This is a genomic window from Nocardia sp. NPDC050799, from assembly GCF_040654015.1.
Classification (GTDB): Bacteria; Actinomycetota; Actinomycetes; order Mycobacteriales; family Mycobacteriaceae; genus Nocardia.
In genome coordinates this window covers 1-21,662 of record NZ_JBFAHF010000059.1, presented here as the reverse complement: position 1 = coordinate 21,662, position 21,662 = coordinate 1, and the positions used below count along the sequence as shown (strand labels likewise).

Annotated in this window: 21 protein-coding genes; 10 read left to right on the top strand and 11 right to left on the bottom strand. The window is 69.0% G+C overall.

Going from position 1 to position 21,662, the window contains the following annotated elements; translation table 11 throughout:
- Window positions 1-139: 139 nt before the first annotated feature.
- Complete coding sequence (locus AB0H42_RS33765; protein ID WP_357063435.1) at window positions 140-802, bottom strand: O-methyltransferase; 663 nt, start codon at window positions 800-802, stop codon at window positions 140-142.
- Between the two features lie 202 nt (window positions 803-1,004).
- Entirely contained in the window at window positions 1,005-1,700 is a 696-nt protein-coding gene (locus tag AB0H42_RS33760; RefSeq protein ID WP_357063432.1) for a TetR/AcrR family transcriptional regulator, read from the bottom strand.
- Window positions 1,701-1,789: 89 nt separating this feature from the next.
- On the opposite strand from AB0H42_RS33760, the gene AB0H42_RS33755 reads away from it, so the two are divergent.
- Window positions 1,790-2,743, top strand: coding sequence for an ATP-binding cassette domain-containing protein (locus AB0H42_RS33755; protein WP_357063429.1), 954 nt, complete (start codon window positions 1,790-1,792; stop codon window positions 2,741-2,743).
- Window positions 2,740-3,558, top strand: coding sequence for an ABC transporter permease (locus AB0H42_RS33750; RefSeq protein ID WP_357063426.1), 819 nt, complete (start codon window positions 2,740-2,742; stop codon window positions 3,556-3,558). The genes AB0H42_RS33755 and AB0H42_RS33750 overlap by 4 nt, the downstream gene beginning before the upstream one ends.
- Before the next feature lie 10 nt (window positions 3,559-3,568).
- On the opposite strand, the gene AB0H42_RS33745 is transcribed toward AB0H42_RS33750, so the two are convergent.
- The 3 genes from AB0H42_RS33745 to AB0H42_RS33735 all read right to left on the bottom strand — a co-directional run bounded on the left by AB0H42_RS33745 (window position 3,569) and on the right by AB0H42_RS33735 (window position 5,456).
- Window positions 3,569-4,489, bottom strand: a complete 921-nt coding sequence (locus tag AB0H42_RS33745; protein ID WP_357063423.1) for an alpha/beta hydrolase — start codon at window positions 4,487-4,489, stop codon at window positions 3,569-3,571.
- Between the two features lie 120 nt (window positions 4,490-4,609).
- Window positions 4,610-4,900, bottom strand: a complete 291-nt coding sequence (locus AB0H42_RS33740) for a hypothetical protein (protein ID WP_357063420.1) — start codon at window positions 4,898-4,900, stop codon at window positions 4,610-4,612.
- Window positions 4,881-5,456 (bottom strand): RNA polymerase sigma factor, encoded by a 576-nt coding sequence (locus tag AB0H42_RS33735; protein ID WP_357063417.1) that lies wholly within the window; start codon window positions 5,454-5,456, stop codon window positions 4,881-4,883. Before AB0H42_RS33735 ends, AB0H42_RS33740 begins: the two co-directional genes overlap by 20 nt.
- A 449-nt stretch (window positions 5,457-5,905) precedes the next feature.
- Here AB0H42_RS33735 and AB0H42_RS33730 point away from each other — a divergent pair, with 449 nt between their 5' ends.
- Window positions 5,906-6,913, top strand: a complete 1,008-nt coding sequence (locus tag AB0H42_RS33730; RefSeq protein ID WP_357063414.1) for an AraC family transcriptional regulator — start codon at window positions 5,906-5,908, stop codon at window positions 6,911-6,913.
- 14 nt (window positions 6,914-6,927) lie between these two features.
- Here the strand turns inward: AB0H42_RS33730 and AB0H42_RS33725 are convergent, their stop codons facing one another.
- Complete coding sequence (locus AB0H42_RS33725; protein ID WP_357063410.1) at window positions 6,928-8,127, bottom strand: cytochrome P450; 1,200 nt, start codon at window positions 8,125-8,127, stop codon at window positions 6,928-6,930.
- A gap of 248 nt (window positions 8,128-8,375) precedes the next feature.
- On the bottom strand, window positions 8,376-9,179 hold the full coding sequence (locus AB0H42_RS33720; RefSeq protein ID WP_357063407.1) for an alpha/beta hydrolase: 804 nt from the start codon (window positions 9,177-9,179) through the stop codon (window positions 8,376-8,378).
- 246 nt (window positions 9,180-9,425) lie between these two features.
- Here AB0H42_RS33720 and AB0H42_RS33715 point away from each other — a divergent pair, with 246 nt between their 5' ends.
- The gene (locus AB0H42_RS33715; protein WP_357063404.1) at window positions 9,426-10,046 is read left to right on the top strand and encodes an antibiotic biosynthesis monooxygenase; all 621 of its coding nucleotides are present in this window, start codon (window positions 9,426-9,428) and stop codon (window positions 10,044-10,046) included.
- A 14-nt stretch (window positions 10,047-10,060) separates the two neighbouring features.
- Here the strand turns inward: AB0H42_RS33715 and AB0H42_RS33710 are convergent, their stop codons facing one another.
- Both AB0H42_RS33710 and AB0H42_RS33705 read right to left on the bottom strand, forming a co-directional pair.
- Window positions 10,061-10,795 (bottom strand): TetR/AcrR family transcriptional regulator, encoded by a 735-nt coding sequence (locus AB0H42_RS33710; RefSeq protein ID WP_357063401.1) that lies wholly within the window; start codon window positions 10,793-10,795, stop codon window positions 10,061-10,063.
- Window positions 10,792-12,015 carry a cytochrome P450 gene (locus AB0H42_RS33705; RefSeq protein WP_357063400.1) on the bottom strand — a complete coding sequence of 408 codons (1,224 nt, stop codon included), beginning with the start codon at window positions 12,013-12,015 and terminating at the stop codon, window positions 10,792-10,794. The genes AB0H42_RS33710 and AB0H42_RS33705 overlap by 4 nt, the downstream gene beginning before the upstream one ends.
- Window positions 12,016-12,346: 331 nt before the next feature.
- Between AB0H42_RS33705 and AB0H42_RS33700 the strand changes: the two genes are divergently transcribed.
- Both AB0H42_RS33700 and AB0H42_RS33695 read left to right on the top strand, forming a co-directional pair.
- Window positions 12,347-12,646 (top strand): DUF1540 domain-containing protein, encoded by a 300-nt coding sequence (locus AB0H42_RS33700; protein ID WP_357063397.1) that lies wholly within the window; start codon window positions 12,347-12,349, stop codon window positions 12,644-12,646.
- A gap of 360 nt (window positions 12,647-13,006) precedes the next feature.
- Complete coding sequence (locus AB0H42_RS33695) at window positions 13,007-13,279, top strand: ADP-ribosyltransferase (protein ID WP_357063394.1); 273 nt, start codon at window positions 13,007-13,009, stop codon at window positions 13,277-13,279.
- A gap of 70 nt (window positions 13,280-13,349) precedes the next feature.
- On the opposite strand, the gene AB0H42_RS33690 is transcribed toward AB0H42_RS33695, so the two are convergent.
- Entirely contained in the window at window positions 13,350-14,027 is a 678-nt protein-coding gene (locus tag AB0H42_RS33690; protein WP_357063391.1) for an NPCBM/NEW2 domain-containing protein, read from the bottom strand.
- A gap of 286 nt (window positions 14,028-14,313) precedes the next feature.
- Between AB0H42_RS33690 and AB0H42_RS33685 the strand changes: the two genes are divergently transcribed.
- From AB0H42_RS33685 to AB0H42_RS33675, 3 genes are all read left to right on the top strand, one after another.
- On the top strand, window positions 14,314-14,736 hold the full coding sequence (locus AB0H42_RS33685) for a VOC family protein (RefSeq protein ID WP_357063388.1): 423 nt from the start codon (window positions 14,314-14,316) through the stop codon (window positions 14,734-14,736).
- Window positions 14,736-15,308: a TetR/AcrR family transcriptional regulator gene (locus AB0H42_RS33680; protein ID WP_357063385.1), complete on the top strand. Its 573-nt coding sequence runs from the start codon at window positions 14,736-14,738 to the stop codon at window positions 15,306-15,308. Before AB0H42_RS33685 ends, AB0H42_RS33680 begins: the two co-directional genes overlap by 1 nt.
- Window positions 15,309-15,557: 249 nt before the next feature.
- Window positions 15,558-17,213, top strand: a complete 1,656-nt coding sequence (locus tag AB0H42_RS33675) for a DEAD/DEAH box helicase (RefSeq protein WP_357063382.1) — start codon at window positions 15,558-15,560, stop codon at window positions 17,211-17,213.
- Between the two features lie 83 nt (window positions 17,214-17,296).
- Here AB0H42_RS33675 and AB0H42_RS33670 read toward each other — a convergent pair whose 3' ends face one another.
- A complete protein-coding gene (locus tag AB0H42_RS33670) occupies window positions 17,297-18,793 on the bottom strand; it encodes an MFS transporter (protein ID WP_357063379.1) in 1,497 nt (498 codons plus the stop codon).
- Window positions 18,794-18,925: 132 nt separating this feature from the next.
- Between AB0H42_RS33670 and AB0H42_RS33665 the strand changes: the two genes are divergently transcribed.
- A complete protein-coding gene (locus AB0H42_RS33665; RefSeq protein WP_357063376.1) occupies window positions 18,926-19,609 on the top strand; it encodes a helix-turn-helix domain-containing protein in 684 nt (227 codons plus the stop codon).
- Window positions 19,610-21,662 lie beyond the last annotated feature (2,053 nt).

Here is a 21,662-nt window from a genome sequence, read left to right as displayed (position 1 = left end):
GGGGCGGCCCGGGCCGCCACCCCACTCGGACCGGCGGTCCGGCAGCCCGCGCACCCGCCCGCTCGCCCGGGAGCTACCGGCGACGATCACTTCCCGGCCGGGTGCGGACAGCGACTGGTGCGTCCGCGCTGTATCGCGCTCAGTTCACGACCGCGAAGGCGAACCCGTCCCAGCCCTTCGCGCCCACCGTCTGCAGCACGGTGGCGTCCAGGCGGGGTTCGTCGGCCAGCAATTGCACCAGGTCCCGGCTCGCCCGTACCGCGGGGTCGGTGGCGTTCTCGTCGGCCAGCCGGCCCCCGCGCACCACATTGTCGACGACGACCACCGCGCCCGGCCGGGTCAGCCGCAGTGCCCACTGCACGTAATTCGAGTTGTTGACCTTGTCCGCGTCGATGAACACCAGGTCGAACGGCTCGGGTTGTTCCCGGGCGAGGACGTGCAGGCTGTCCAGGGCCGCGCCGATCCGGATATCGACACGGTCGCCGACACCGGCGCGGTCCAGATTCGCCCGGGCGACCTCGGCGTGGTGTGCCTCGAATTCCAGCGTCGTCACCCGGCCCTCGGCCCCGACCCCGCGGGCCAGCCACAGTGTGCTGAAACCGCCCAGCGTGCCGATTTCCAGTACCCGTCCGGCCCCGATGGACCGGGTCAGCAGGTAGAGGAATTTACCCTGGGCCGCGGAGACGTCGATGGCGGGCAGACCCGCGTCCGCGTTGGCCCGCAGCGTCGCGCTCGTCTCGCCGTCACGCGCCAGGTGATCCACCACGTACCGGTCCACATCAGCCCAATCCGGTGTGCTCATATCCGCAGTCTGCCACCCTCCGGGCCCGCCCGGTGCGCCCACGACCGTGCCCCGGCGCGATCGCACGCCGATCGGCTTCCCGAAGAACGAGGCGATCGTTTCGCCGCACACCGAGGCCGGAAGCGCCGCCAGGAACAGTGGCCGCCGCTCGGTCCGGCGCTCGGTGACCGATCGGCCGGAATAGTGATGTCCGGTACGCGCGCTACTCACTTACGGCGCCCCCGGCGATCCCGAACAGCAGCGCCTCGACTCCCGCCCGGAACACCGCGTCCGCGTCCACAGCGGCCCGGCCCGGCGCGTCCGTTCGGGAGAAGAGTGCCGCCAGGTGCGGGTAGTCACCCATCCGCAGCATTGCCGCGATGTGGTCGGGTTCGGCGGCGGCCGGCACCACCTGCCCCGCGGCCTCCTGCGCGGAGAAGACGGTCACCCAGCCCGAGAGCATCGCGATACCGGTCATCGTGGCCGCCGGGTCGAGCCGGGCGGGGGCCAAGACCGCGGCCATATGGTCGAGATAACGCAGGCCGTTGGGTCCGAGACCGCCGGGATTCACCCCGGTCATCCAGGGATGGCGACGGTACACGGCGCGTGCCTGGTCGGCGACCGAGAGCACATCGGCGCGCAGATCCCCGGTCACGGGCTCGAATTCGTACTCGGCCGCCACCCGGTCGCACATCAGCGAAACCAGCTCGCTCTTTCCCGAGACGTAGCGATACAGCGAGGCCGCCCCCGTGCCGAGTTCCTCGGCGACCCGGCGCATCGACAGCGCCGCGAGCCCTTCTCCGTCGGCCAGCCGGACACAGACCGCGGCGATGTCGTCGAGGCTCAGGCCGGGCCGGGGACCGGGCCTGGGGTCACCGGCCCGCAACCACGGCGGGAGCGTCGGATCAGCGGATGACACACCGGTAAGCATGCCTCGAGCCAGTTGCGAACGTCGTTCGCATTCGGCTAGCGTTAATTGCGAACACCGTTCCTAGTGAAGGAGGCGCCATGAGTGCGATCGAGGCCGAAGGATTGACCAGGAGATACGGCGAACGCACGGTCGTCGACAGCGTCGACCTGCGGGTAGACCCCGGCCGGGTGCACGCGCTGCTGGGCCCCAACGGGTCGGGTAAGACCACCACTGTGCGCATGCTCGCCACCCTGCTCCGGCCCGACAGCGGTGCCGCCCGGGTCGCCGGCTACGACACCGTGCGCGAGACCGGCGAGGTCAGACGGCGAATCGGGCTGGTCGGCCAGTTCCACGCGGTCGATCCCCGGCTCACCGGGCTCGAGAATCTCACCCTCTTCGGCCGGATGAACGGACTGGCCGGCCGGCGGGCGCGCACCCACGCCGGCGAACTCCTGGACCGGTTCGAGCTGAGCGACGCGGCCGACCGGCTCGCCCGCGACTACTCGGGCGGGATGCGCCGCCGCCTCGATATCGTCGCCGCCATGGTGGTGCGCCCCGCCGTCCTGTTCCTGGACGAACCCACCACCGCCCTGGATCCACGCAGCCGTAACGAGATCTACAGCTACGTGGCCGATTTCGTGGCGGAGGGCACCACCGTGCTGCTCACCACCCAGTACCTGGACGAGGCGGAGCGGCTGGCCGATACCGTCACCATCCTCGACGCAGGACGGGTGGTAGCGGCCGGCACGCCACATACCCTCACCGCCGATATCGGGGGAGGTCTGGAGCTTGTCGCCGATCCGCGACACCGGGACGAGATCACCCGGATACTCGCCGATTTCGGCGCGCAACCGGTGAGCGGCCCACCGGACTCCGCCGAACCCCGCGCAACCCTGTCGTATTCGTTCCGCACCGCGGACATACCGCTGCTCCCCATCCTGCGCACCTTGGACGAGTTCGGTATCGAGGTGCACGACATCGGTCGCCGCCGCGCGACTCTCGACGATGCCTTCCTGGCCCTGACCGGCCCCGAACCGAGGACGACCCCGTGACCGCGACATCCAGCGCCCGTGTCCCTTCCACCGCTACCGCCACTGTGCTCACCTTCGGCCGGATATTGTCGGCCTACCGCCACTCCCCCGCACTTCTGGCGGTGACCCTCGCCGCGCCCACGGGCATGATGCTGCTGTTCGGCTTCGTCTTCGGCGGGGCGCTGGCCGGCGGCACGGACGCCGCGGCCTACCGCTCCTACCTCACACCCGGGGTACTGGTCCTGGTGGCCACCATGGGGCTGGCCGCCACCGCGTCGACCGCGAACGCGGACCTGAGCAGCGGCCTCACCGACCGTTTCCGCGCACTGCCACTGCCCACTGTCTCGGTCCCGGCCGGCCTGGCGCTGGCGGAAACCCTGACCGGTGGACTCGCCCTGCTGCTCATGGCGGGCATCGGGCTGGCGGCAGGGTGGCGGATCGACGCCGGGATCGGCACAGCGGCTGCCGCTTTCGCATTGCTATTGCTTTTCCGCTTCGCGATCGGCTGGGTCGGGATCTGCCTGGGCGCGGTGATCCGAGACGAACAGATGCTCCAGCAGGTGGCCCCGCTGATCTTCGGCACAATCATGTTCTCCAATGTTTTCGTACCTACCGAAACCATGCCCGGTGCCGTACGGGCGGTCGCGGAATGGAATCCGGTGAGCGCGGTCGTGGCCGCGGCCCGCGAGTTGTTCGGTGCGCCGGGCACAGTGACCGGCGAGGCGGCCTGGCCGCTGCGCGAGCCGATTACGGCGTCGCTGCTCTGGACCGCGCTGATCCTGGTGGTGACGGTGCCGGTCGTTCTACGGCAGTACGCCGCGGCGCGGCGCGGATGAGCCACCGCGCTCAACCGGTGCGGGCGGCTCCGCCCAGCGCTGCCGCCAGCGCCGCCAGCTGGGCGCCCCGGTAGTCACGGGAGACCGGTGCCGCGTGCTCGACCAGGTCGAATCCGTGGTAGGCACCCCGTACCTCGTGCAGGGTGCAGGGCACTCCCGCGCGGCGCAGCCGGTCGGCGTAGGCGAGATCCTCGTCGTAGAACAGGTCGTGGGTGCCGACCCCGATCCACGCGGGCGGGAGTCCGGTGAGGTCGTCGTACCGGGCCGGCGCCGCCAAGGGCGGAACCGCCGCGGCGCCGAGTTCACCCAGATAGGAACGCCAGCCGAAACTGTTGCTGCGACGGCTCCACATACGCAGCCACCGGGCGTCGATATCGGTACGTGCCGCGGTCCGGTCGTCCAGCATCGGATATGACAGCAGTTGCAGTACCGGCCGCACCGCACCGCGATCGCGGGCCAGCAGCGCCAGCGCGGCGGCCAGACCGCCGCCCGCGCTCTCCCCCGCGATCGCGATCCGGTCCCGATCCACCTCGGGCAACCCGGCCAGCCAGCGCAAACCCGCGTAGCAGTCCTCGAGCGGCGCCGGATAGGGGTGTTCGGGCGCCAGCCGGTATTCGACCGATACCGCGACCGCACCGACACGTTCGGCCACGGTCGCGCAGAACCGGTCTCCCATGGCCGCGTTGCCGATGACATATCCCCCGCCGTGCACGAACAGCAGCCCGGGCACCGGCCCGGACGCCCCGGCGGGCCGGAACACCCGGACCGTCACATTCGCGTCCACCCGCTCGATCGTTCCGTCCGCCGGTCGCGCCCGCCCGCCCCGGTCACTGAGCACGCGGATCACCCGGAGGGTGCGCGGGGACACCACGGTGCGTGGCAGGAAGCGCGCGCGGCGCAGGTCCGGATGGAAACCGATCTCCGACGTCATTGCCGTATCCACTCTCGTCGCCGCACCGGTGCCCTACCCGATGGCCGTCTCCGCAGCGTACGGGCTGCGGGCCGCCCGCGTGGCGGTTCGCGCCGGCCGTAGCCGCGGGGACGGCGGCGACTATCGCACGGCGCCATCCCGGTCGGCGACGGTCAGTGTGCACAGGCCGTCCCCGCAGGAGCGCTGTAGCCGGCCGCGCGAGAGGGTCTGCACCAGCCCGATCGTCCAGCACATCGGGCAGCCGCGCAGCGCGACCAGGCCGACGGGCAGGAGTACCAGGGCGATCGGTCCGACGACCGGAATCAGTGCCACCGCGCCGACCAGCGCGCCGAAGCCCACCGCACCGCGCACCAGGTGCTCGGACGGGGAGGCGCTCGTGAAATCCGGGCCGTCAGGTGTTGTTCTGCTCATCATGGCCTCCATGACCTGATTCCGTGGTGGCGCAGAGCGTTTGCCGCACCGCGGCGCGGGCTCGGTGCAGGCGCGATTTCATCGCTGCCGGGCCGATTCCCAGTACCTCGGCGGCCACGCGCCCGCTGTAGCCCTGGATATCGCGCAGGATCAGCACCCTGCGCTGATCAGGAGGCAGGGCGGCGACCGCGGCCGCTACCCGGCCCGCTTCCAGTCGTCGCAATACTTCGTGCTCGGCCGAGGCGGTCACCGCGACGTCCGGCACCGGCGTGTACTCGTGCAGCCGTCGCCGCGCACGCCGCAGGCATTCGTTGCGGACGATGCGGAACATCCACGACGCCAGCGCACCCGTGGCCCGCAGCATCCCGATCTTCCGGTACAGGATGATCAGGGCCTCTTGCGCCGCGTCCTGGGCGTCCTCCGCGTCGGCGCAGAGGGTCCGGGCGAAACGCTGAATGTTCGGGTGGGCGGCCGACACCACTTCGGCGATCGCGTCGACGTCACCGCCCTGCGCGGCGGCGATCAACTGCTCCTCGGGCCAGGTCACCTCAGCCACGACCGGATCGTTTGCGCCGTAGGACGACCATGCACGTACACAGCAGTACCAGCCCGCCGGCGATACCGATACCGATACCGATGATCACGACAACCTCCTCTTCCGTCCCGGCGTCTGCCGGGACGTATATGAGAGGCGCGGACTCCGGAAAAGGATTCGAGCGCGGCTCGAGCCGCTCGCTGTTCAGCAAGCTTCGCCGGCCGCGTGCCCGCGACCACTGCGTTCGCCGGCCGTCACCGTATTCACCGCCGCTCCTGTTTCCGTGCCACCGTATCGAGAGTGACCGGCCGACCGGCTTGCATACTCGCGCAGTGGGCAGCGGAGCACGCCCACCTGTTCATCTGGAAGCGATGCGCCGGAACCGGCCGTCGCCCGCTGCGATGCCGTGAAAACCACGCGCCGCGAATGTAATTCGCGGTCGGCACGCTCCGGGCCCGGCCAGGACCAGTATGGTGAGAACGCCGAGCGTATCGGCCGGTGGTACGGGGCAGCCGAGTCCGATCGAGGGGATGGTGACCATGCGCTGGTATCAGGTGCCCGCCTGCGGACCCGAATCCTTTTCCGAGCTCGCCGACGGCTTCGTTCCCATGGCCCACGAATTCGGCGCCCACGAGAACTGGCACGCCGGGCTCACCGCCCAGGAGTCGGGCACCTACACCCTGTTGCGGTGGGACCAGCACGGAAATCGCCTGTGCCACCGGACCCGCCGCCATATCCGCCGCGTTCCCGGCGACGACTTCTTCTGGGTCGTCGTCCCCGACCGCGGCGATTTCGCCATCCGCTTCCACGACGAGCTGACCCGTGTCCCGCGCGGACACGCGGTCGTGGCCGGACTGGAGGTACCGTGCCGGCTGCACATTCCCGATGCGGCGGCCTACGGATTCCAGGTGCCGCGCACCGAGTTCGAGTCCCGGGTCCGGCCGCACCGGCATATGAACGTCGTCCTCGATATGAACCGGGGTCTGGGCCGGGTGGCCGGCGATATGATCCGCGGCGTCCACGCCGAGCAGTCCCGGCTGAGCGAACGCGAGTTCAACGCGGTCTGTGACCGGATCACCGAACTGCTGTGCATGATGGCCGCCGGCGAGACCGGCCCGCAGGCGACCCATCACGCGGAGGTCGCCGAGAGCATCCGGCGGTATCTGCGCGGGCACATCGGCCGCTCCGATGTGCGCCTGCCCGCGGTGGCGCACGCGCTCGGCTGGTCGCCCCGGCAACTGCGGGTGGTGCTGCACGAAACCGGGACGACCTTCCGGGACCTGCGCCGCGACGAGGCCCTGCGGGTGGCACGCGAACTCCTGGCGGACCCGCGCGCCACCCTGACCATCGCGGAGCTGGCGGCCCGCTGCGGTTTCACCCCCGCCTGGTTCTCGGCGGCGTTCAAGGAGCGGTTCGGCGTGACGCCGCGGGAGTTCCGGCGCAACAGGCGTGCCGAGTCCACCGGTTCGCGGGCGTGAACCGCCGAACCGTTCTAGGAAGCGGTTTTCAGTCGCACCGGGAGCGCTTCCGGGCCCACCGTACTGATCTGCACGGTGTACTCGACCTCGGTGGGAGGCACGGTCAAAGCCAGATCCGGGTGCCGGGTGAACAGCGTCCGCAAGGCGATCCGGCTCTCCAGCCGGGCCAGCGGCGCACCCAGGCAGAAATGCGGGCCGCGGCCGAACGCTAGTTGATCGCGGTGTTCGTGGTCGATATCGAAGACCTCGGCGTCGGGGTAGCGCAGCGGATCGCGGCCGACGCCGCCGTGCCAGAGTGTCGGGGTGCCCGCCGGGATGTCGACACCGGCGACGGTCACATCCTCGAGGGGGTAGCGCATGAGCGCGCCCACCACCGAGGAGCGGTAGCGCAGCGCCTCCTCCACCACCTCGGCCCAGCGGTCCGCGGCCTGCGCCCGGGCGAGCTGTTCGGGATGTTCCCGCAGCGCTATCACGGTATTGCCGAGCAGATGGACCGTGGTCTCGTGCCCGGCCACGATCACCAGCCACAGCATGCCGACCAGTTCCTCGTCGGTCAGTTCGTTCTCCGCGTTGGCCGCCAGCAGCGCCGAGGTCAGATCGTCACCGGGTTCGGCCCGCTTACGGGCGAGCAGTTCGAAGAAATAGCCGCCCATCGCCGCCATCGCCGCCTGCGCCTCCGCACCGGTGCTGGTGGCCGAGACGATGGTGAGTGTCCAGTTCTTCAGCTGCGGCTGTTCCTCCACCGGGACGCCGAACAGATCGCAGATCACCCGGACGGGCAGCGGCACGGTGTAGTTCGCGATCAGGTCGATCTCGTCGGTGTCGGGAAAGTTGTCGATCAGTTCGTCGGCGATCTGCTGGATCCGTGGCTCCAGCGCCGCGATCCGGGCGGGGGTGAACGCCTTGTTGATGGTCTGGCGCAACCGGCGGTGCGCGGCACCGTCCTGGTTGAGCATGTGTTCGGCGTCGGTCAGGGCGCGCAGCGGCCAGTCGGCGGGAATCCGCCCGTCACGCAGGGCCGGGCAATTCGAGGGGTGCTTGGCGAAGACCTTGTCGTCGAGTACCGCGCTCGCGGCGCGGTGGCTGACCGCGATGAAGGCGCCGACTCCGCCGGGCAGTTCGATGGGGACGATCTCGCCCGCCCGCAGGATCCGCTCATGCGTCTCCAGAATGGACTCGCCGGGGGTCGGAAGTTGGATGACTGGCTCGGACATGCTGTCTCCCTGGGTTCTTCGATGCGATCAGGGAGAGTCTGAATTGCCGGGGCGGGCCACACAATCGGTACACCGCATCGTGCCCCGCACCGATATTCCCCCGCGCCGGAACGTAATTCCGCGCGGCCGTCCGGTCGGCGATCTCACCCCTGATGACCACCGCGCCGGGCCTGGCCCCGACGGTCGTGGATCAACTGGGCCGAGCGCCGGGCCGGGCGGCCGCTGTCCGAACGGCCCGGTCCGGGAGATCAGCCCGCCGCGGTTACGATCGCCGCGGCCACTGCGCCCGGCTGCGAGACCAGCGAGGCGTGGGACGCGTCGAGTTCGCTGGTCTGCGCACCCATCCGGCCGGCCATGAAACGCTGCGAGGCCGGCGGGATGACCCGGTCCTGCGCGGAAACCAGGTACCAGATGCGCTCACCCGACCACGACGGCGCACCGGAGGGTTCCAGATTGGCGGCCAGGGCAATCGATTGCTGGTGGGCGAGCATATCGGCGGCGGTGGCGTCGTCGACATCCTGCGCGAAGACATCGTGGAAGTATTCGGGCGCCACATAGCCGTCGAGATTGCGTCCCGCGATACCCTGCGGATCGTCGACAACCTTCACCTGTAGAGCCGGGGGCAGTAGCCGACTGCCCGGGAATCGCACCGGGTCCAATGCCTGCTGCGCGAATTCACCCTGGGTCGGCGCGAAGGCCGCGACGTAGACCATGGAGACGACATCGGGGTCGTGCACATTGCTGATCACGGACCCGCCGTAGGAGTGCCCGACCAGCACGATGGGCCCGTCGACGGTGTCGAGGGTGCGCTGGACGGCGGCGGAATCGTGGGCCGGGCCGCGCAGCGGGTTCACCGGAGTCAGCACCTCGTAACCCTGCCCGCGCAGTCGCGCGGCGACCCCGTTCCAGCTGGTCGGGTCGGCGAACGCACCGTGTAGCAGGACCACGGTGGGCCGCGGCGCGGCCCAGGCGGGCATCGCGACAGCGGCCGTCGCGACGAGGGCGATGATCAGGCTCGGCAGAGCGGTACGCAGCGTGCGAATGATGGTCATTGGTCCCTGTCCCGTCTCGTTCGGTTCTTCACGAATTCGAGCAGTTCGGCGCGCATACGCGCAGCGCCGCACAGGTGATACGGATGATCAGTGTAGCCGGGTGGGGTCCGTGCGAAAGCCCGCTCGCCCGCGGCACGGTGCACCGCGGTGAGGGGCCACCCTCTTGCCACCGCGGCGATGGGAGAGCAGGGTTGGGGGACCGGTGGCGCCACCGGGGCGCCGCCTCGAGCAGAGAGGGGGTGGCTCGTGTTCGCGCGATCCACCACTATTCAGGCGCAACCCTCCGCTATCGACGCCGGGATCTCGCATATGCGCGATGTCGTGCTGCCCGCGTTACGGGAAATCCCCGGGTGTATCGGGCTGTCACTGCTGGTCGACAGGGACAACGGGCACTGTATCGCCACCAGCGCGTGGGAGTCCGAGGGTGCGATGCATCACAGCCGGGAGCCGGTCGGCCCGATTCGCGACCGCGCACTCGCGATATTCGTCGGTAGCGCACAGGTCGAGGAATGGGAGATCGCAGGTCTGCATCGGGCGCATCACGCGGACGAAGGCGCATGCGCGCGCGCGACCTGGGTGAAAACCGATCCGGACCGTCTCGATTCGGCCGTCGAGATCTACAAGTCCGCCACCCTGCCCGCCATGGAGGATCTGGAGGGTTTCTGCAGTGCGAGTCTGATGGTCAACCGGAAGTCCGGCCGCGCCGTCTCGTGTACCAGTTACGACAGCGCCGCGGCGATGCGAGCCGGCCGTGAGCAGTCGGCGTCGCTGCGGGTCGACGCTGCCCGGCGGACCGGCGTCGAAGCTCTCGACGTACGGGAGTTCGAACTGGCACTCGCGCATCTGCGGGTCCCGGAAATGGCCTGACCGGGCGAACCGGCCTACCCCGCCTCGCCCGTGGTGAGACCCATCCCGGCAGCGAGGTCGGTGAGTACCGCGTCGAACAGCACATCCGGGTCGCTCACCGGCATCGGGTAATTGCCGAACACCTCCAGCGTGACGTGGCCGTAGAGCCGGACCCAGACCGTCATCATCAGATACGCCACCCCGAGGTCGAATTTCTCGGCCGGGAACTTCTGCTCCGATCCGGCGAGCAGACCCAGCAGTTCGTTCTGGAACGCGATCAGATCGGTGCGCAGCGCCTCGGGAATCGATTCGGTCGGCGGAGTCGCCAGGTCGTAGGCCGCGAGCAACTTACCCGCGGCTTCCAGGAACACCAGCCCGAACGCTTCGTCGAAACGCCGCACGGTACCCGGGGCGCCGGCCGCCGGCGAGGCGAACACCAGGGTGAATTCATTGCGGTGGGCCAGCGCCCAGCGCCGGAACGCCCGGCAGATGGCGAACAACCGGACCACCCCGTCGTCCGGTAGTTCGGCCACCTGCGCACCGAGGTCCTCGGCCAGCCGGATACAGATATCGCGCCGTAACGCGACCAGCAGCTCCTCGCGGGACGGGTAGTAGCGGTAGAGGGCGGGCGCGGTGATACCGAGTTCCCGCGCAATGGCGCGCAGGGTCAGCGCCTCCGCTCCCTGGGCGACCAGTAGCTCCACAGCCACGCGCCGGATGTCCGCGTCACTGACCGCGGGCATCCGGCCCCGCCGGGCGGGTTGTGTCATTCGTATGCGACCTGCCAGTTCTTGATTCCGTTCAGCCAACCCGACCGTAGCCGAACGGGTTCGGCGACCTGACGCAGGTTCGGCATCACGTCGGCGATGGCGTTGAAGATCAGGTCCAGTTGCAGGCGCGCCAGGTTGGCGCCGACACAATAGTGGGTACCGGTGCCACCGAAGCCGACGTGCGGGTTCGGGTTGCGGGTGACATCGAATTCGAACGGCTTGGTGAAATGGTCCTCGTCGAAGTTGGCCGACGCGTAGAACAGGCCCACCCGCTGCCCCTTGGCGATGGCCTGCCCGCCGATCTCCGTGTCCTGCAGAGTGGTCCGCTGGAACGCGATGACCGGGGTGGCCCAGCGCACGATCTCGTCGGGTGCGGTGCGCGGACGCTCGGCCCGGTACAGCTCCCACTGTTCCGGATTGTCCACGAAAGCCTTCATACCGTGGGTGGTGGCATTACGGGTGGTTTCGTTACCGGCCACCGCCAGCAGGATGACGAACCAGGCGAATTCCTCCGAGCTCAGCGCCTCGCCGTCGATATCGGCGCTGAGCAGCTGGCTGATGATGTCGTCGGCCGGGCAACCGCGCCGCTCTTCGGCCAGGTTCCAGGCGTACCCCATCACCTGCGCATTGGCCATTTTGTAGCTGTCGGCGTATTCGGGGTCGTCGTAGCCCATCATCTGGTTCGACCACTCGAACAGCTTGCCCCGGTCCTCCTGCGGCACCCCGAGCAGTTCGGCGATGGCCTGGAGCGGCAGCTCACACGCGACCTGCTGGACGAAGTCGCCGCCACCGGCCTGCTTGGCCTCGTGCACGATCCGCTCGGCCCGCTCGTGCAGGGCGTCGCGCAGGCTCTGCACGGCGCGCGGGGTGAAGCCGCGGGAGATGATGCGGCGCAGTTTGTCGTGCTCGGGCGGGTCGGTGTTGACCAGCATCGCGCGCTGGATATCGATCTCCTCGCGGGCGATATCGCCGTTGAAGCGGATCACCGCGGTATTGGCGTGGGTGGAGAAGACCTCGGAGTTCTTCGAGATCTCCTTGATGTGTTCGAGTTTGCTGACCACCCAGTAGCCACCGTCGTCGAACCCGCTCACCCCGTTCGGCTGATCGACCCACCACACGGGCGCGGTCCGGCGCAGTTCGGCCCATTCCTCGATGGGCAGCCGCGCCGCCAAGAGATCGGGATCGGTGAAATCGAAGTCGTGGGACAGACCAGTGGGCATTGATGCCTCCTTATGAAGCTGGTACATGCGGTCCGCGGAGGCCGCGGCGAAGGCGGAGGTATCGCACCCCCTTGCGGGAACCCTCTCCCGAGGAGTGAACCACACCACATCCATTTTGTGAACAGGTATTAGTAAATGCCGTTCACCTAATTGCGCGACAACGGGACGCGGCCACTTCGGCAACCATTCAGCTACATTATGCCGTCGCCGCCGAATACGCCGCACAGACGCGGGACAGAGCGCCATAATGAGTACTTCGGCCCACAGCAACCGGCCTACAGCGGTAGCCGCATGAGCAAGACCCCCCGAATACTTCCGGAGGACACAGCACATGACCACCAGGGAAATGCCGCATGTCAGCGAATGCACAGTGAACAGCTGTTCGTACAACCACGACGGATGCCACGCGTACGCGATCAACGTCACCGGGCACAACGGCAGTGCCGACTGCGGCACCTTCATACCGTTGGCGACCAAGGGCGGCCTCGACACCGTCACCAGCATGGTCGGCGCCTGCCAGCGCACCGATTGCGCCCACAACACCGACCTCGAATGCACCGCCGGCGAAATCCGGGTCGGCCCGGGCAGCACCGACCACACGGCCCACTGCACGACCTACGCCCCGCGCTGACGGGTCGACCGATCACCGGCACGGCCCCGATCCGGGCCGGCCGATAGGCGTGTTCGTCCCGAGGTACACCTTCGGCTTTCGGCTCGACGTCGCGGAGCGCGGCCGCGCCGATCTACACACGCGATCCCACCGCTACAGGGTCCACAGCCGAAACCGGATCGGCCGGGCGGGGAAACCCGGCCTGTCGGCGAGGGGCTAATACTCGCCCGGACGACGCGTCGCCCAGATCCCGGCACGCGATGGGTCGTGCGCGGAACAGGAGCAGCGTGTACACCGAGTTGGCAGCAGCGATGCGTCGCCTGGCCGCCCGGCTCGCCGACGATATAGAACTGCTGGGAGCCACCGACGCGCGGCGGTTCCGTGGTACCCCCTGGATACCGCGGCGCATTTCGCGCTTACGTCAGCACCTCGCTCTACCCCGATGGCGTCAACGCCCTGAAGAACGTCCAGCGCCGCGATGTCGATGCGACCATCGACGTGCCGCCCGGAGTGCCGGCTGTGTACATCGGGGATCTATCCGCCACACCGGAGGAGAAAGAGCTGCTCCTCATGCGCGAACCGGATTTCGATCTCACCGACCTGCAACCGGACGGCGACCGGTGGAAAGCAGCGCTGACCATCCTGCCACCGTGAGCCGGTGGCGGCCGCTCCTCAGTTTCCGGTGTCGGCTCGTCACGAGGGATATCGCGGCGCCCGGGTCGCCTTACTTCGTGAGCCCCGCGTCACCCCACACGCCGTTACCGGCCTGACTGCAGCTCTCCATATTCCCGCCGACGAACAGGAAACTGATCGTCAGGTTCTGGACACCCGCGACCGGCACATCCACCGTCGGCGATTGCCCCACCGGAACGTTGCCCGAGGAATAGATCGATTTTCCGTCGGCGATCACCTCGAACTGGAGCACCGATTGGGAATTGCCGCCGTCGGCGATACCGATAGTCGAGCTGAATCGCGACCATTCCCGATTCAGGTTGTAGGTGTGGCCCACCTCGGTATCGCAGCCGCTGAACTGCTGATAGATCGAATGCGGGTAGGAGACGCCGTTGACCGATATCGTCCCGGTATACGCGGTTCCGGTGGTGGGCGACATATCGGCCAGGTACCGCTTGGGCAGCGGCGCGGGGGCCGGCGCCGGGGCCACGGGCGGTGCCGCACTTTCACTCGTCGTAATCGCCTGTGCGCTATCGGCTTCCGCGTCCGTGGCACCGGCTCCGACGAGGAGGGTGACCACCAAACCGACGACGGCCAGCGCGATACCCGCCCCCGAGACGAGCATTACCCCGCGCTCGGCGTCCCGGGCACTCTTGGGGACCGCGGTGCCGGTCGCCGGCGAATGGGGGCGCGGGTTCGGCCCGCGAGTGGGTTCGGTTGGATTGGACACGCGCACACTCTTCTTCGACGTAACTCGACGGGGCCCGGCCGGGCGCCGCAGCAGAGATATACCACGCCGGGCGGGGTGATGGAATTGGAGCGCTGCGCCGGATTGTTCTGCCCGCCGGCGCGCGATTCGAATTTCCGGTGCTCGACCATGGGATTTCGAAAATAGCGGAGAACTATGAGTTTTCATCGGCCCGCACCGGATGACCCCGCGGCCACTCACCCCGCGTCCGAAACCGGCGAGCCGCTACACCGCGATACATTACGGTACGCACTGTACCGTTACCCTGATGACCGCTGACAACGCCTGGCCCGGCCACCTGGGGGTGGTTCAGGTCAGATTCGCCCGCCCCACCGACCGGCTCGATGAGGTGATCCACTTCTACGTCGAAGGGCTCGGCCTGCGCGAGCTCTACCGGTTCGCGAACCACGCCGGCTACGACGGGGTGATGCTCGGCCTCCCCGGCACCGGCTATCACCTGGAATTCACCACCCACGCCGACGGAAGCCCCGGTAACGCGCCGAGCAATGACAACTTGCTGGTGCTGTACTTCGAATCGGAGGCGCGGATGTTCGAGACAGTCCGACGACTCGGCGACTTCGGCGCCGAACCGGTCCCCACCGAGAACCCCTACTGGGCCGCCCACGGCGCCCTGGCGTTCCCGGACCCGGACGGCTGGCAGGTCGTACTCGTCCCGCGGCCGGTGTTCTGATGCCGGGACGCACCCGCGACAAGCGGATCGACATCGCCGTGCTGGCGGCCGCGCGAACCCTGCTCGACGCCAAGGGTTACGCGGGTCTCACCATCGGGCAGGTCGCCGCGAGCGCCGGTACCCATCGCCCGGCGATCTATCGGCGCTGGCCGTCCAAACGACATCTGGTGGCCGCGGTGGTGGCCGATCTGCTCGGGCTCGAACCGACCCCGGACACCGGCGAGCTCCGCGCCGATCTGACCCGCTCCATGCGGGAATTGGTGACCGCCCTGCGCGATACCTCGCTGGGCCGGGTGTTGCCCGCCCTGGTCGCCGACCTCGCCGCCGATCCGGAACTGCGCGAAGAGCTGTGGTCCACCGTGTTCGGCCCGCGCCGCGAGACCACGGCACGTGCCCTGCGCGCCGCGATCGACCGCGGCGAGATCGACCCGGGCACCGATATCGATTTCGTACTGGACGCGGTCGCCGCACCGATCTACTTCCGGGCCCTGTTCGGACATCTGCCGCTGTCCGACGAACTGGCGGGCCACTCGGTGGACACGGTGCTCGCAGCGATCCGCCGCACCGGATGACATTGCGACCGCGGCGCCGGGTGGAGATGCGTCACACCGTGCCGTTGGTCACCGGTCCGGAACGAAACGGGCGGTACGGTAGGATCACTTCAGTACCCGCGCCCGATGCGCACACATGTACTCTCCGTCGCGGATCATTAGCCTTTTCGCGTCGGGACCCGCGACGCCGCCACCTCGAGTAGGCGCGGACAGATGGTCCGAACGGACGTCGCGGTATCACCTCCGATGCCGAAAGGCGCTCATACCTTCATGCTTGCCAACACTGCTGCCGCGCAGACGTTCACCGACCTCGACGTCCCGGCCGATATCGTCGCGAAGCTCGCGGAGAGCGGTATCACCGAACCTTTCCCGATCCAGAACGCCTCCCTGCCCGACACCCTCGCCGGTCGCGATGTCCTCGGCCGTGGGAAGACCGGCAGCGGTAAGACCCTGGCGTTCGGAATCCCGGTGGTCGCGCTGCTCGCCGGCGCGGCGCGCGCCCCGGGCCGGCCCACCGGGCTGATCCTGGCGCCCACCCGGGAACTCGCCACCCAGATCGCCGCGGCCGTCGCTCCGCTGGCGGAGGTGTGTGGCCTGCGGGTGACCACCGTTTTCGGCGGGGTGCCGGTGAACCGCCAGATCAAAACCCTCAAACAGGGTGTCGATATCGTCGTCGCCTGCCCCGGCCGGCTCGAGGACCTGATGCAGCAGCGGGCGCTGTCGCTGGACGCCGTGCGTATCACGGTGCTCGACGAAGCCGACCATATGGCCGACCTCGGCTTCCTGCCCGGCGTGATCCGGATCCTCACGGCCACACCGCGCGACGGCCAGCGCCTGCTGTTCTCGGCGACATTGGACAACGGCGTCGGCAAACTGGTCGACCGTTTCATGCACGCGCCGATCTCGCATTCGGTCGACGAGGCCGCCGCACCGCCGCCGAAGATGACCCATCACATCTTCGAGGTCGAAGGGGCGGCGGCGAAGAAGGACCTCGTGCGCGCGCTCGCCGCGGGCAGTGGGCGCCGCATCCTGTTCATGCGCACCAAACATCACGCCCGCCGGCTCGCCGGGGAACTCACCCGCGCGGGTATCGCCGCCGTCGACCTGCACGGCAACCTCTCCCAGCCCGCGCGTGACCGCAACCTCGCCGCCTTCGCCGCGGGTACCGCCAGGGTCATGGTCGCGACGGATATCGCCGCACGCGGTATCCACGTCGACGATCTCGAACTGGTGGTGCACGTCGATCCGCCCGCCGAACACAAGGCATACCTGCACCGGTCCGGCCGCACGGCGCGCGCGGGCACCGAAGGCACGGTGGTGACGCTGGTACTGCCCGAGCAGCGCAAGGATGTGGCGGCGCTGCTGCGCAAGGCCGGGATCGATGCGCGCCCGCGCCCGGTGACCGTCGATTCCCCGATCATCGCCGATCTGTCGGACGGCACGGGTCTCATCGAACCCGTCGCCCACCCGGCGCCCAGCGCGGCCGAGCCGGGTACCCCGCGCGGGACCACCGGCGGATCCCGCAACGGCCGGCGTGGATCGCGCGGCCGCCGGGGCGGCGCCGGTGGGCATGCCGAAGTGGTGCGCTCCGATGGGCGCGAGACGACCACCCCGCGGGGTGGGGAGCGCGGTCGCGCGGAGAACACCGCGAAACGGTCGCGGCAGGGTGAACGGTCCGGCGCCGCCGAACACGCGGGTGCGCGCGGATCCGCCGGGCGGCGGGGAAATGCCGCGGGACGGTCCGGGGCCCGGGCCACCGCGGCGGGTCACAGCGCCCGGCAGTCCGCCGCGCCGACGCGGCGGCAGCCGGAGCAGGGCGCCGGGCAGTCCGGCGGTTCGGCTCGGACGAGCGGCGCGCGCACCCCGCACAGCGATCCCGCGCGCGCCGGGCGCCGGTCCCGCCGGGCGACCCGTCCGGCCGGCTGATCACGGGATAACGTCGCCGGTCGGTCGATACATCACCGCCCGCCTCCGCATATCGCGGAGGCGGGCGGTTCTGTCGCGGGATATCAGTGGGCGAGTACCGGTTCGCCTTCGGCCGGTTCCGGGAGCGTGCTCGGCATCAGCACCGCGAGCACCACCGCGCCGAGGACGAACACGCCCGCGGCCCAGGTGAAGCTGGTGGTGTAGCTCTCGATGGCCGATTGCGCGACGATGATTCGGTCCGGGGTCCGGGCCGCCAGATAATCACTGGAGGCCGAGGCCGCGATGGTGCTCAGCAGCGCCGTACCGATCGACCCGCCGACCTGCTGGCTGGTGTTGATCATCGCGGACGCGACCCCGGCATCGTCGTGCCGCACACCCGAGGTCGCGCTCTGGAACGCGGTCGACATCGCGCCACCGAGACCCAGCCCGAGCAGGATCAGCCCCGGCAGGATATGGGTGGTGTACCCGGTGTCCAGCCCGATACGAGTCAGCCAGGCCATGCCGAGGGCGGCGATCGCGAACCCGCCGCTGACGACCACCTTGGGCCCGAGTTCGGGCAGCAGCAGCGACGGTGTCGTGGTCGAGGAAGCGACCATGGCGGCGACCATCGGCAGGAACGCCACACCGGTCATGATCGGCGAGTAACCCAGCGTCAGCTGCATGTAGTAGGTCAGGAACAGGAAGATCGCGAACATCCCGATGCCCATGACGAACACCGCGAGATAGGCGCCGCCACGGGTGCGGTCCAGCACGATGCGCAGCGGCAGCAGCGGATGGGCCACCCGGGTCTCCAGCCAGACGAACACCGCCAGCAGTGCCGCGCCGCCGATGAGGAACGCCAGGGTGGCCGAGTTCGTCCAGCCGTCGCTCTCGGCGTGGGAGAAACCGTAGACAACACTGAACAGCGCGGCGGTGACCGCGACGGTACCCGGGATATCGAGCTTGGGCCGCGCCCCACCGGTATGACGGGCCAGCAGCAGTACCGCTCCGACCAGCGCGACCGCCGCGAACGCCAGGTTCACGAACATCACCCAGCGCCACGAGGCCCATTCGGTGAGGGCACCACCGAGCAGCAGACCGATGGCGCCGCCGGTGCCGGCGACCGCGCCGAAGATTCCGAAAGCCTTGGCCCGTTCCGACGGCTCGGCGAAGGTCACCGTGAGCAGCGACAGCGCTGCCGGTGCGAGCAGCGCGCCGAATACACCCTGACCGACCCGGGCCGCCACCAGCATCTCGAAGTTGGTGGCCGCGCCGCCGACGGCAGAGGCCACCGAGAAGCCGATCAGGCCGACGATGAAGGTGTTACGCCGCCCGAACAGGTCGCTGAGGCGACCACCGAGCAACAGCAGGCTGCCGAAGGCGAGGGCATAGCCGGTGATCACCCACTGCCTGCTCGCATCGTCGAATCCCAGGTCACGCTGGGCTTCGGGAAGCGCGATGTTCACCACGGTCGCATCGAGTACGACCATGAGCTGAGCGACGCCGAGCACGGCGAGAACCCACCACCGCAGCGCGTGCGAACCGCGCCTTCCCGACGATATTTCCTGCGCGGAAGGACCGCGATCGATCGTGGTAGTCATCTCGCCCCTTGGGAGAAGGTTGGATTGAGGAGAAGATCGGGAAAACGGAGGAACTACCTCCGCTTATATGAAGGCTAACACAATAACGGAGAAGGCGCCTCCGCTTAATCCCGGCGTTGATAGAATGACGGTGTGAAACACGCCACGACCCTGCGCGGACCCCGGCGGCTGCGCGCCGACGCCGCACGCAATCAGCAACGCATCGTCGAGGCGGCCCGTGAACTGTTCGCCGATCGCGGGTTGGAGATCACCCTCGACGATGTCGCCGAGCAGGCGGGTGTGGGCGTGGGCACGGTCTACCGCCGCTTCGCCAACAAGAAAGAACTCATCGCCGAGGTCTTCGAACACAACCTCAGCGCATTCGCCGACCACGCCGAGGCCGGCCTGCGCGATCCCGACCCCTGGCTCGGCCTGGTCCAGTTCGTCGAATACGCCTGCCGGCATCTGGCCGTCAACCGCGGATTCAGCGAGGTCATCCTCGAACTCGACCTCGACACCGAACGTTTCCACGGCCTGCGCGACCGGATCAAACCCGCCGTGGCCGCGATCGTCGACCGGGCCCGCAAGGCCGGCGTGCTACAGCCCGATATCGAACCGTCGGACCTCTTCGCGATGATCCATATGGTCGACGGCCTGGCCGAATTCGCCAAACCCATCAACCCCGAGATCTGGCGCCGCTATATGGCCATCACGCTCAACGGTATTCGCGCCGACAATGTCGCCCGGCAAGAACTTCCGGTCCGCGCGCTGACCGACGACGAGGTCGACCAGGCGAAGTCCGCCAAGGCCGCACCCTGCGCCGGACGCCGCCGCTGACCGGTTCAACGGGAGCGGCCGTGAAAGCCGGGCACCAGTTCATCGCGATACGCCGGCGAGCGACGGTCGAGGCCCTATCTGTCCGAGTCCGAAAGATCGCGGTGACAAGGGAATCGCCGGCCGGTATCGGGCGCGCCGGCCGGTACCACGGCGAGGCCGATCGACTCGGCAGGTCGGGTCCGACGGCGACCTCGTCCGGCGTCACCGCTGATGCAGCTCTCGATGACCGTCGAACAGCGCCACCCCGCCAGAAGTCGACGAACGAATCATTCACCCACGTGCCATGACGAACCCTTCGGGTAGACCCACCGAAGCAAGGACCGATGCATCGAGATCCCATCGCTTCGGCCGGAGATAGCTTGCGTCGCAGGGTGAAGCCCCGACCGGCCCTGTGCCCGACGGCTGCCATTTCAGCGGTCGACGCGTAACGTGTGCCGGTCGACCGCGCTGCCGGCACCTACGCCGAAACGGCCGCCGCAGCCGACCGCAGGGCCGCTGTCGCCACACCGGGTCGCCCGCCGACCGACCGCACAGCGCCGCCACCGGCCTGCTTCCGGCGGCGCCGCCCGCACTGCTCCGGACCCACGCGGCAACAGTCGTTCCGCCGATCTCCGCGCTCATAACGTGACGAGCAGCGATTCGGTACGTACCGACCAGCACCGAACGTGGATCCGGCACAGGGTTTCTTCTACAGTCCTTGCCCCGAGCTGGTGCCGGGCTCCTCCTCGGGCGATTCACCTTCCGCGGCAGCTTCGCCCTCGGCCGGTGGCTCACCTTCCGCGGGAGGTTCACCGTTCGCCGGAGGCCGGCCGTTCGCGGGAGGCTGAGCCCCACCCGGAGGCGAACCTTCCCCAGGCGGCTGGCCCTCACCTGGAGGCTGGCCTTCCGCCGGGGGCTCACCTTCTCCAGGCGGCTGACCTTCCGCTGGAGGCTCACCCTCCGCGGGTGGCTCACCCTCTCCAGGCGGCTGACCTTCGCCCGGAGGCTGACCTTCACCCGGAGGCTGACCTTCACCCGGAGGCTGGCCCTCACCCGGAGGAACAGCCGGCCCCGGGTTGGGGGCAGGGGCGGAAGCGGGTGGTTCATCGGACTTCTCCTCATCGGGTTCGTCCTCGTCACCGCTGTCGCCTTCGTCGCCGAAGAGACCAGACCCCATCAAGCCCACGAGAGGGATCAAGTTCTCGAGGCCACCCATGCCGCCGCCACCGGTGCCGCCACCGGTGCCGCCACCGGTGCCACCGCCGGTGCCGCCACCGGTGCCACCGCCGGTCCCACCACCGGTGCCGCCACCAGTGCCACCGCCGGTCCCACCGCCGCTGCTGCCCGATTTGCTACCACCCGAACCGAGTTCGTCTGCGGAGAGTTCACCCGACCCGAGGCCGTCCGGTCCGAACAAACCCGAGTCGGAGTCGTCGCCTGGGGTCGTCGGAGTGGTCGGCGTAGTCGGAGTGGTCGGCGTGGTCGGGACCGTCGGAGGGGTCGGAGTAGTGGGAACAGTCGGAGGCGTCGGAACTGTCGGAGGCGTCGGAACCGTCGGAGGCGTCGGAACCGTCGGAGGCGTCGGAACTGTCGGAGGCGTCGGAACCGTCGGCTTCTCGTCCGCACCAGGAATGTCGGGGGTTTCTTCTGCCCCGGGAGTCTCCTCCGCCCCGGGAGTCTCTCCGTCGGAGCCCATCTGGGTAAGCGCATAGATACCACCAACACCGGCCACTGCAGCACCGGCGGCCATCATCTTCCTCCTGCTCTTACCCGAGCCGGAACCGGAGCCGCTACCAGAGCCGGAACCGCTACCCGAACCGCTCCCAGAGCCAGCACCGGAACCGCTACCAGAGCCGGAACCGCTACCCGAACCGCTCCCAGAGCCAGCACCGGAACCGCTACCAGAGCCGGAACCGCTACCCGACCCGCTCCCAGAGCCAGCACCGGAACCGCTACCCGACCCGGCACCGCTACCCGACCCGCTCCCAGAGCCAGCACCGGAACCGCTACCCGACCCGGCACCGCTACCCGAACCGCTCCCAGAGCCAGCACCGGAACCGCTACCCGACCCGGC

Coding starts and splice junctions, on each gene's coding strand:
- AB0H42_RS33720 (WP_357063407.1), bottom strand. CDS start 9,179: ATGACCATCATTCGCACGCTGCGTACCGCTCTGCCGAGCCTGATCATC.
- AB0H42_RS33740 (WP_357063420.1), bottom strand. CDS start 4,900: ATGAGCAGAACAACACCTGACGGCCCGGATTTCACGAGCGCCTCCCCG.
- AB0H42_RS33700 (WP_357063397.1), top strand. CDS start 12,347: ATGACCACCAGGGAAATGCCGCATGTCAGCGAATGCACAGTGAACAGC.
- AB0H42_RS33680 (WP_357063385.1), top strand. CDS start 14,736: ATGCCGGGACGCACCCGCGACAAGCGGATCGACATCGCCGTGCTGGCG.
- AB0H42_RS33705 (WP_357063400.1), bottom strand. CDS start 12,015: ATGCCCACTGGTCTGTCCCACGACTTCGATTTCACCGATCCCGATCTC.
- AB0H42_RS33730 (WP_357063414.1), top strand. CDS start 5,906: ATGGTGAGAACGCCGAGCGTATCGGCCGGTGGTACGGGGCAGCCGAGT.
- AB0H42_RS33755 (WP_357063429.1), top strand. CDS start 1,790: ATGAGTGCGATCGAGGCCGAAGGATTGACCAGGAGATACGGCGAACGC.
- AB0H42_RS33710 (WP_357063401.1), bottom strand. CDS start 10,795: ATGACACAACCCGCCCGGCGGGGCCGGATGCCCGCGGTCAGTGACGCG.
- AB0H42_RS33675 (WP_357063382.1), top strand. CDS start 15,558: ATGCTTGCCAACACTGCTGCCGCGCAGACGTTCACCGACCTCGACGTC.
- AB0H42_RS33685 (WP_357063388.1), top strand. CDS start 14,314: ATGACCGCTGACAACGCCTGGCCCGGCCACCTGGGGGTGGTTCAGGTC.
- AB0H42_RS33765 (WP_357063435.1), bottom strand. CDS start 802: ATGAGCACACCGGATTGGGCTGATGTGGACCGGTACGTGGTGGATCAC.
- AB0H42_RS33745 (WP_357063423.1), bottom strand. CDS start 4,489: ATGACGTCGGAGATCGGTTTCCATCCGGACCTGCGCCGCGCGCGCTTC.
- AB0H42_RS33670 (WP_357063379.1), bottom strand. CDS start 18,793: ATGACTACCACGATCGATCGCGGTCCTTCCGCGCAGGAAATATCGTCG.
- AB0H42_RS33725 (WP_357063410.1), bottom strand. CDS start 8,127: ATGTCCGAGCCAGTCATCCAACTTCCGACCCCCGGCGAGTCCATTCTG.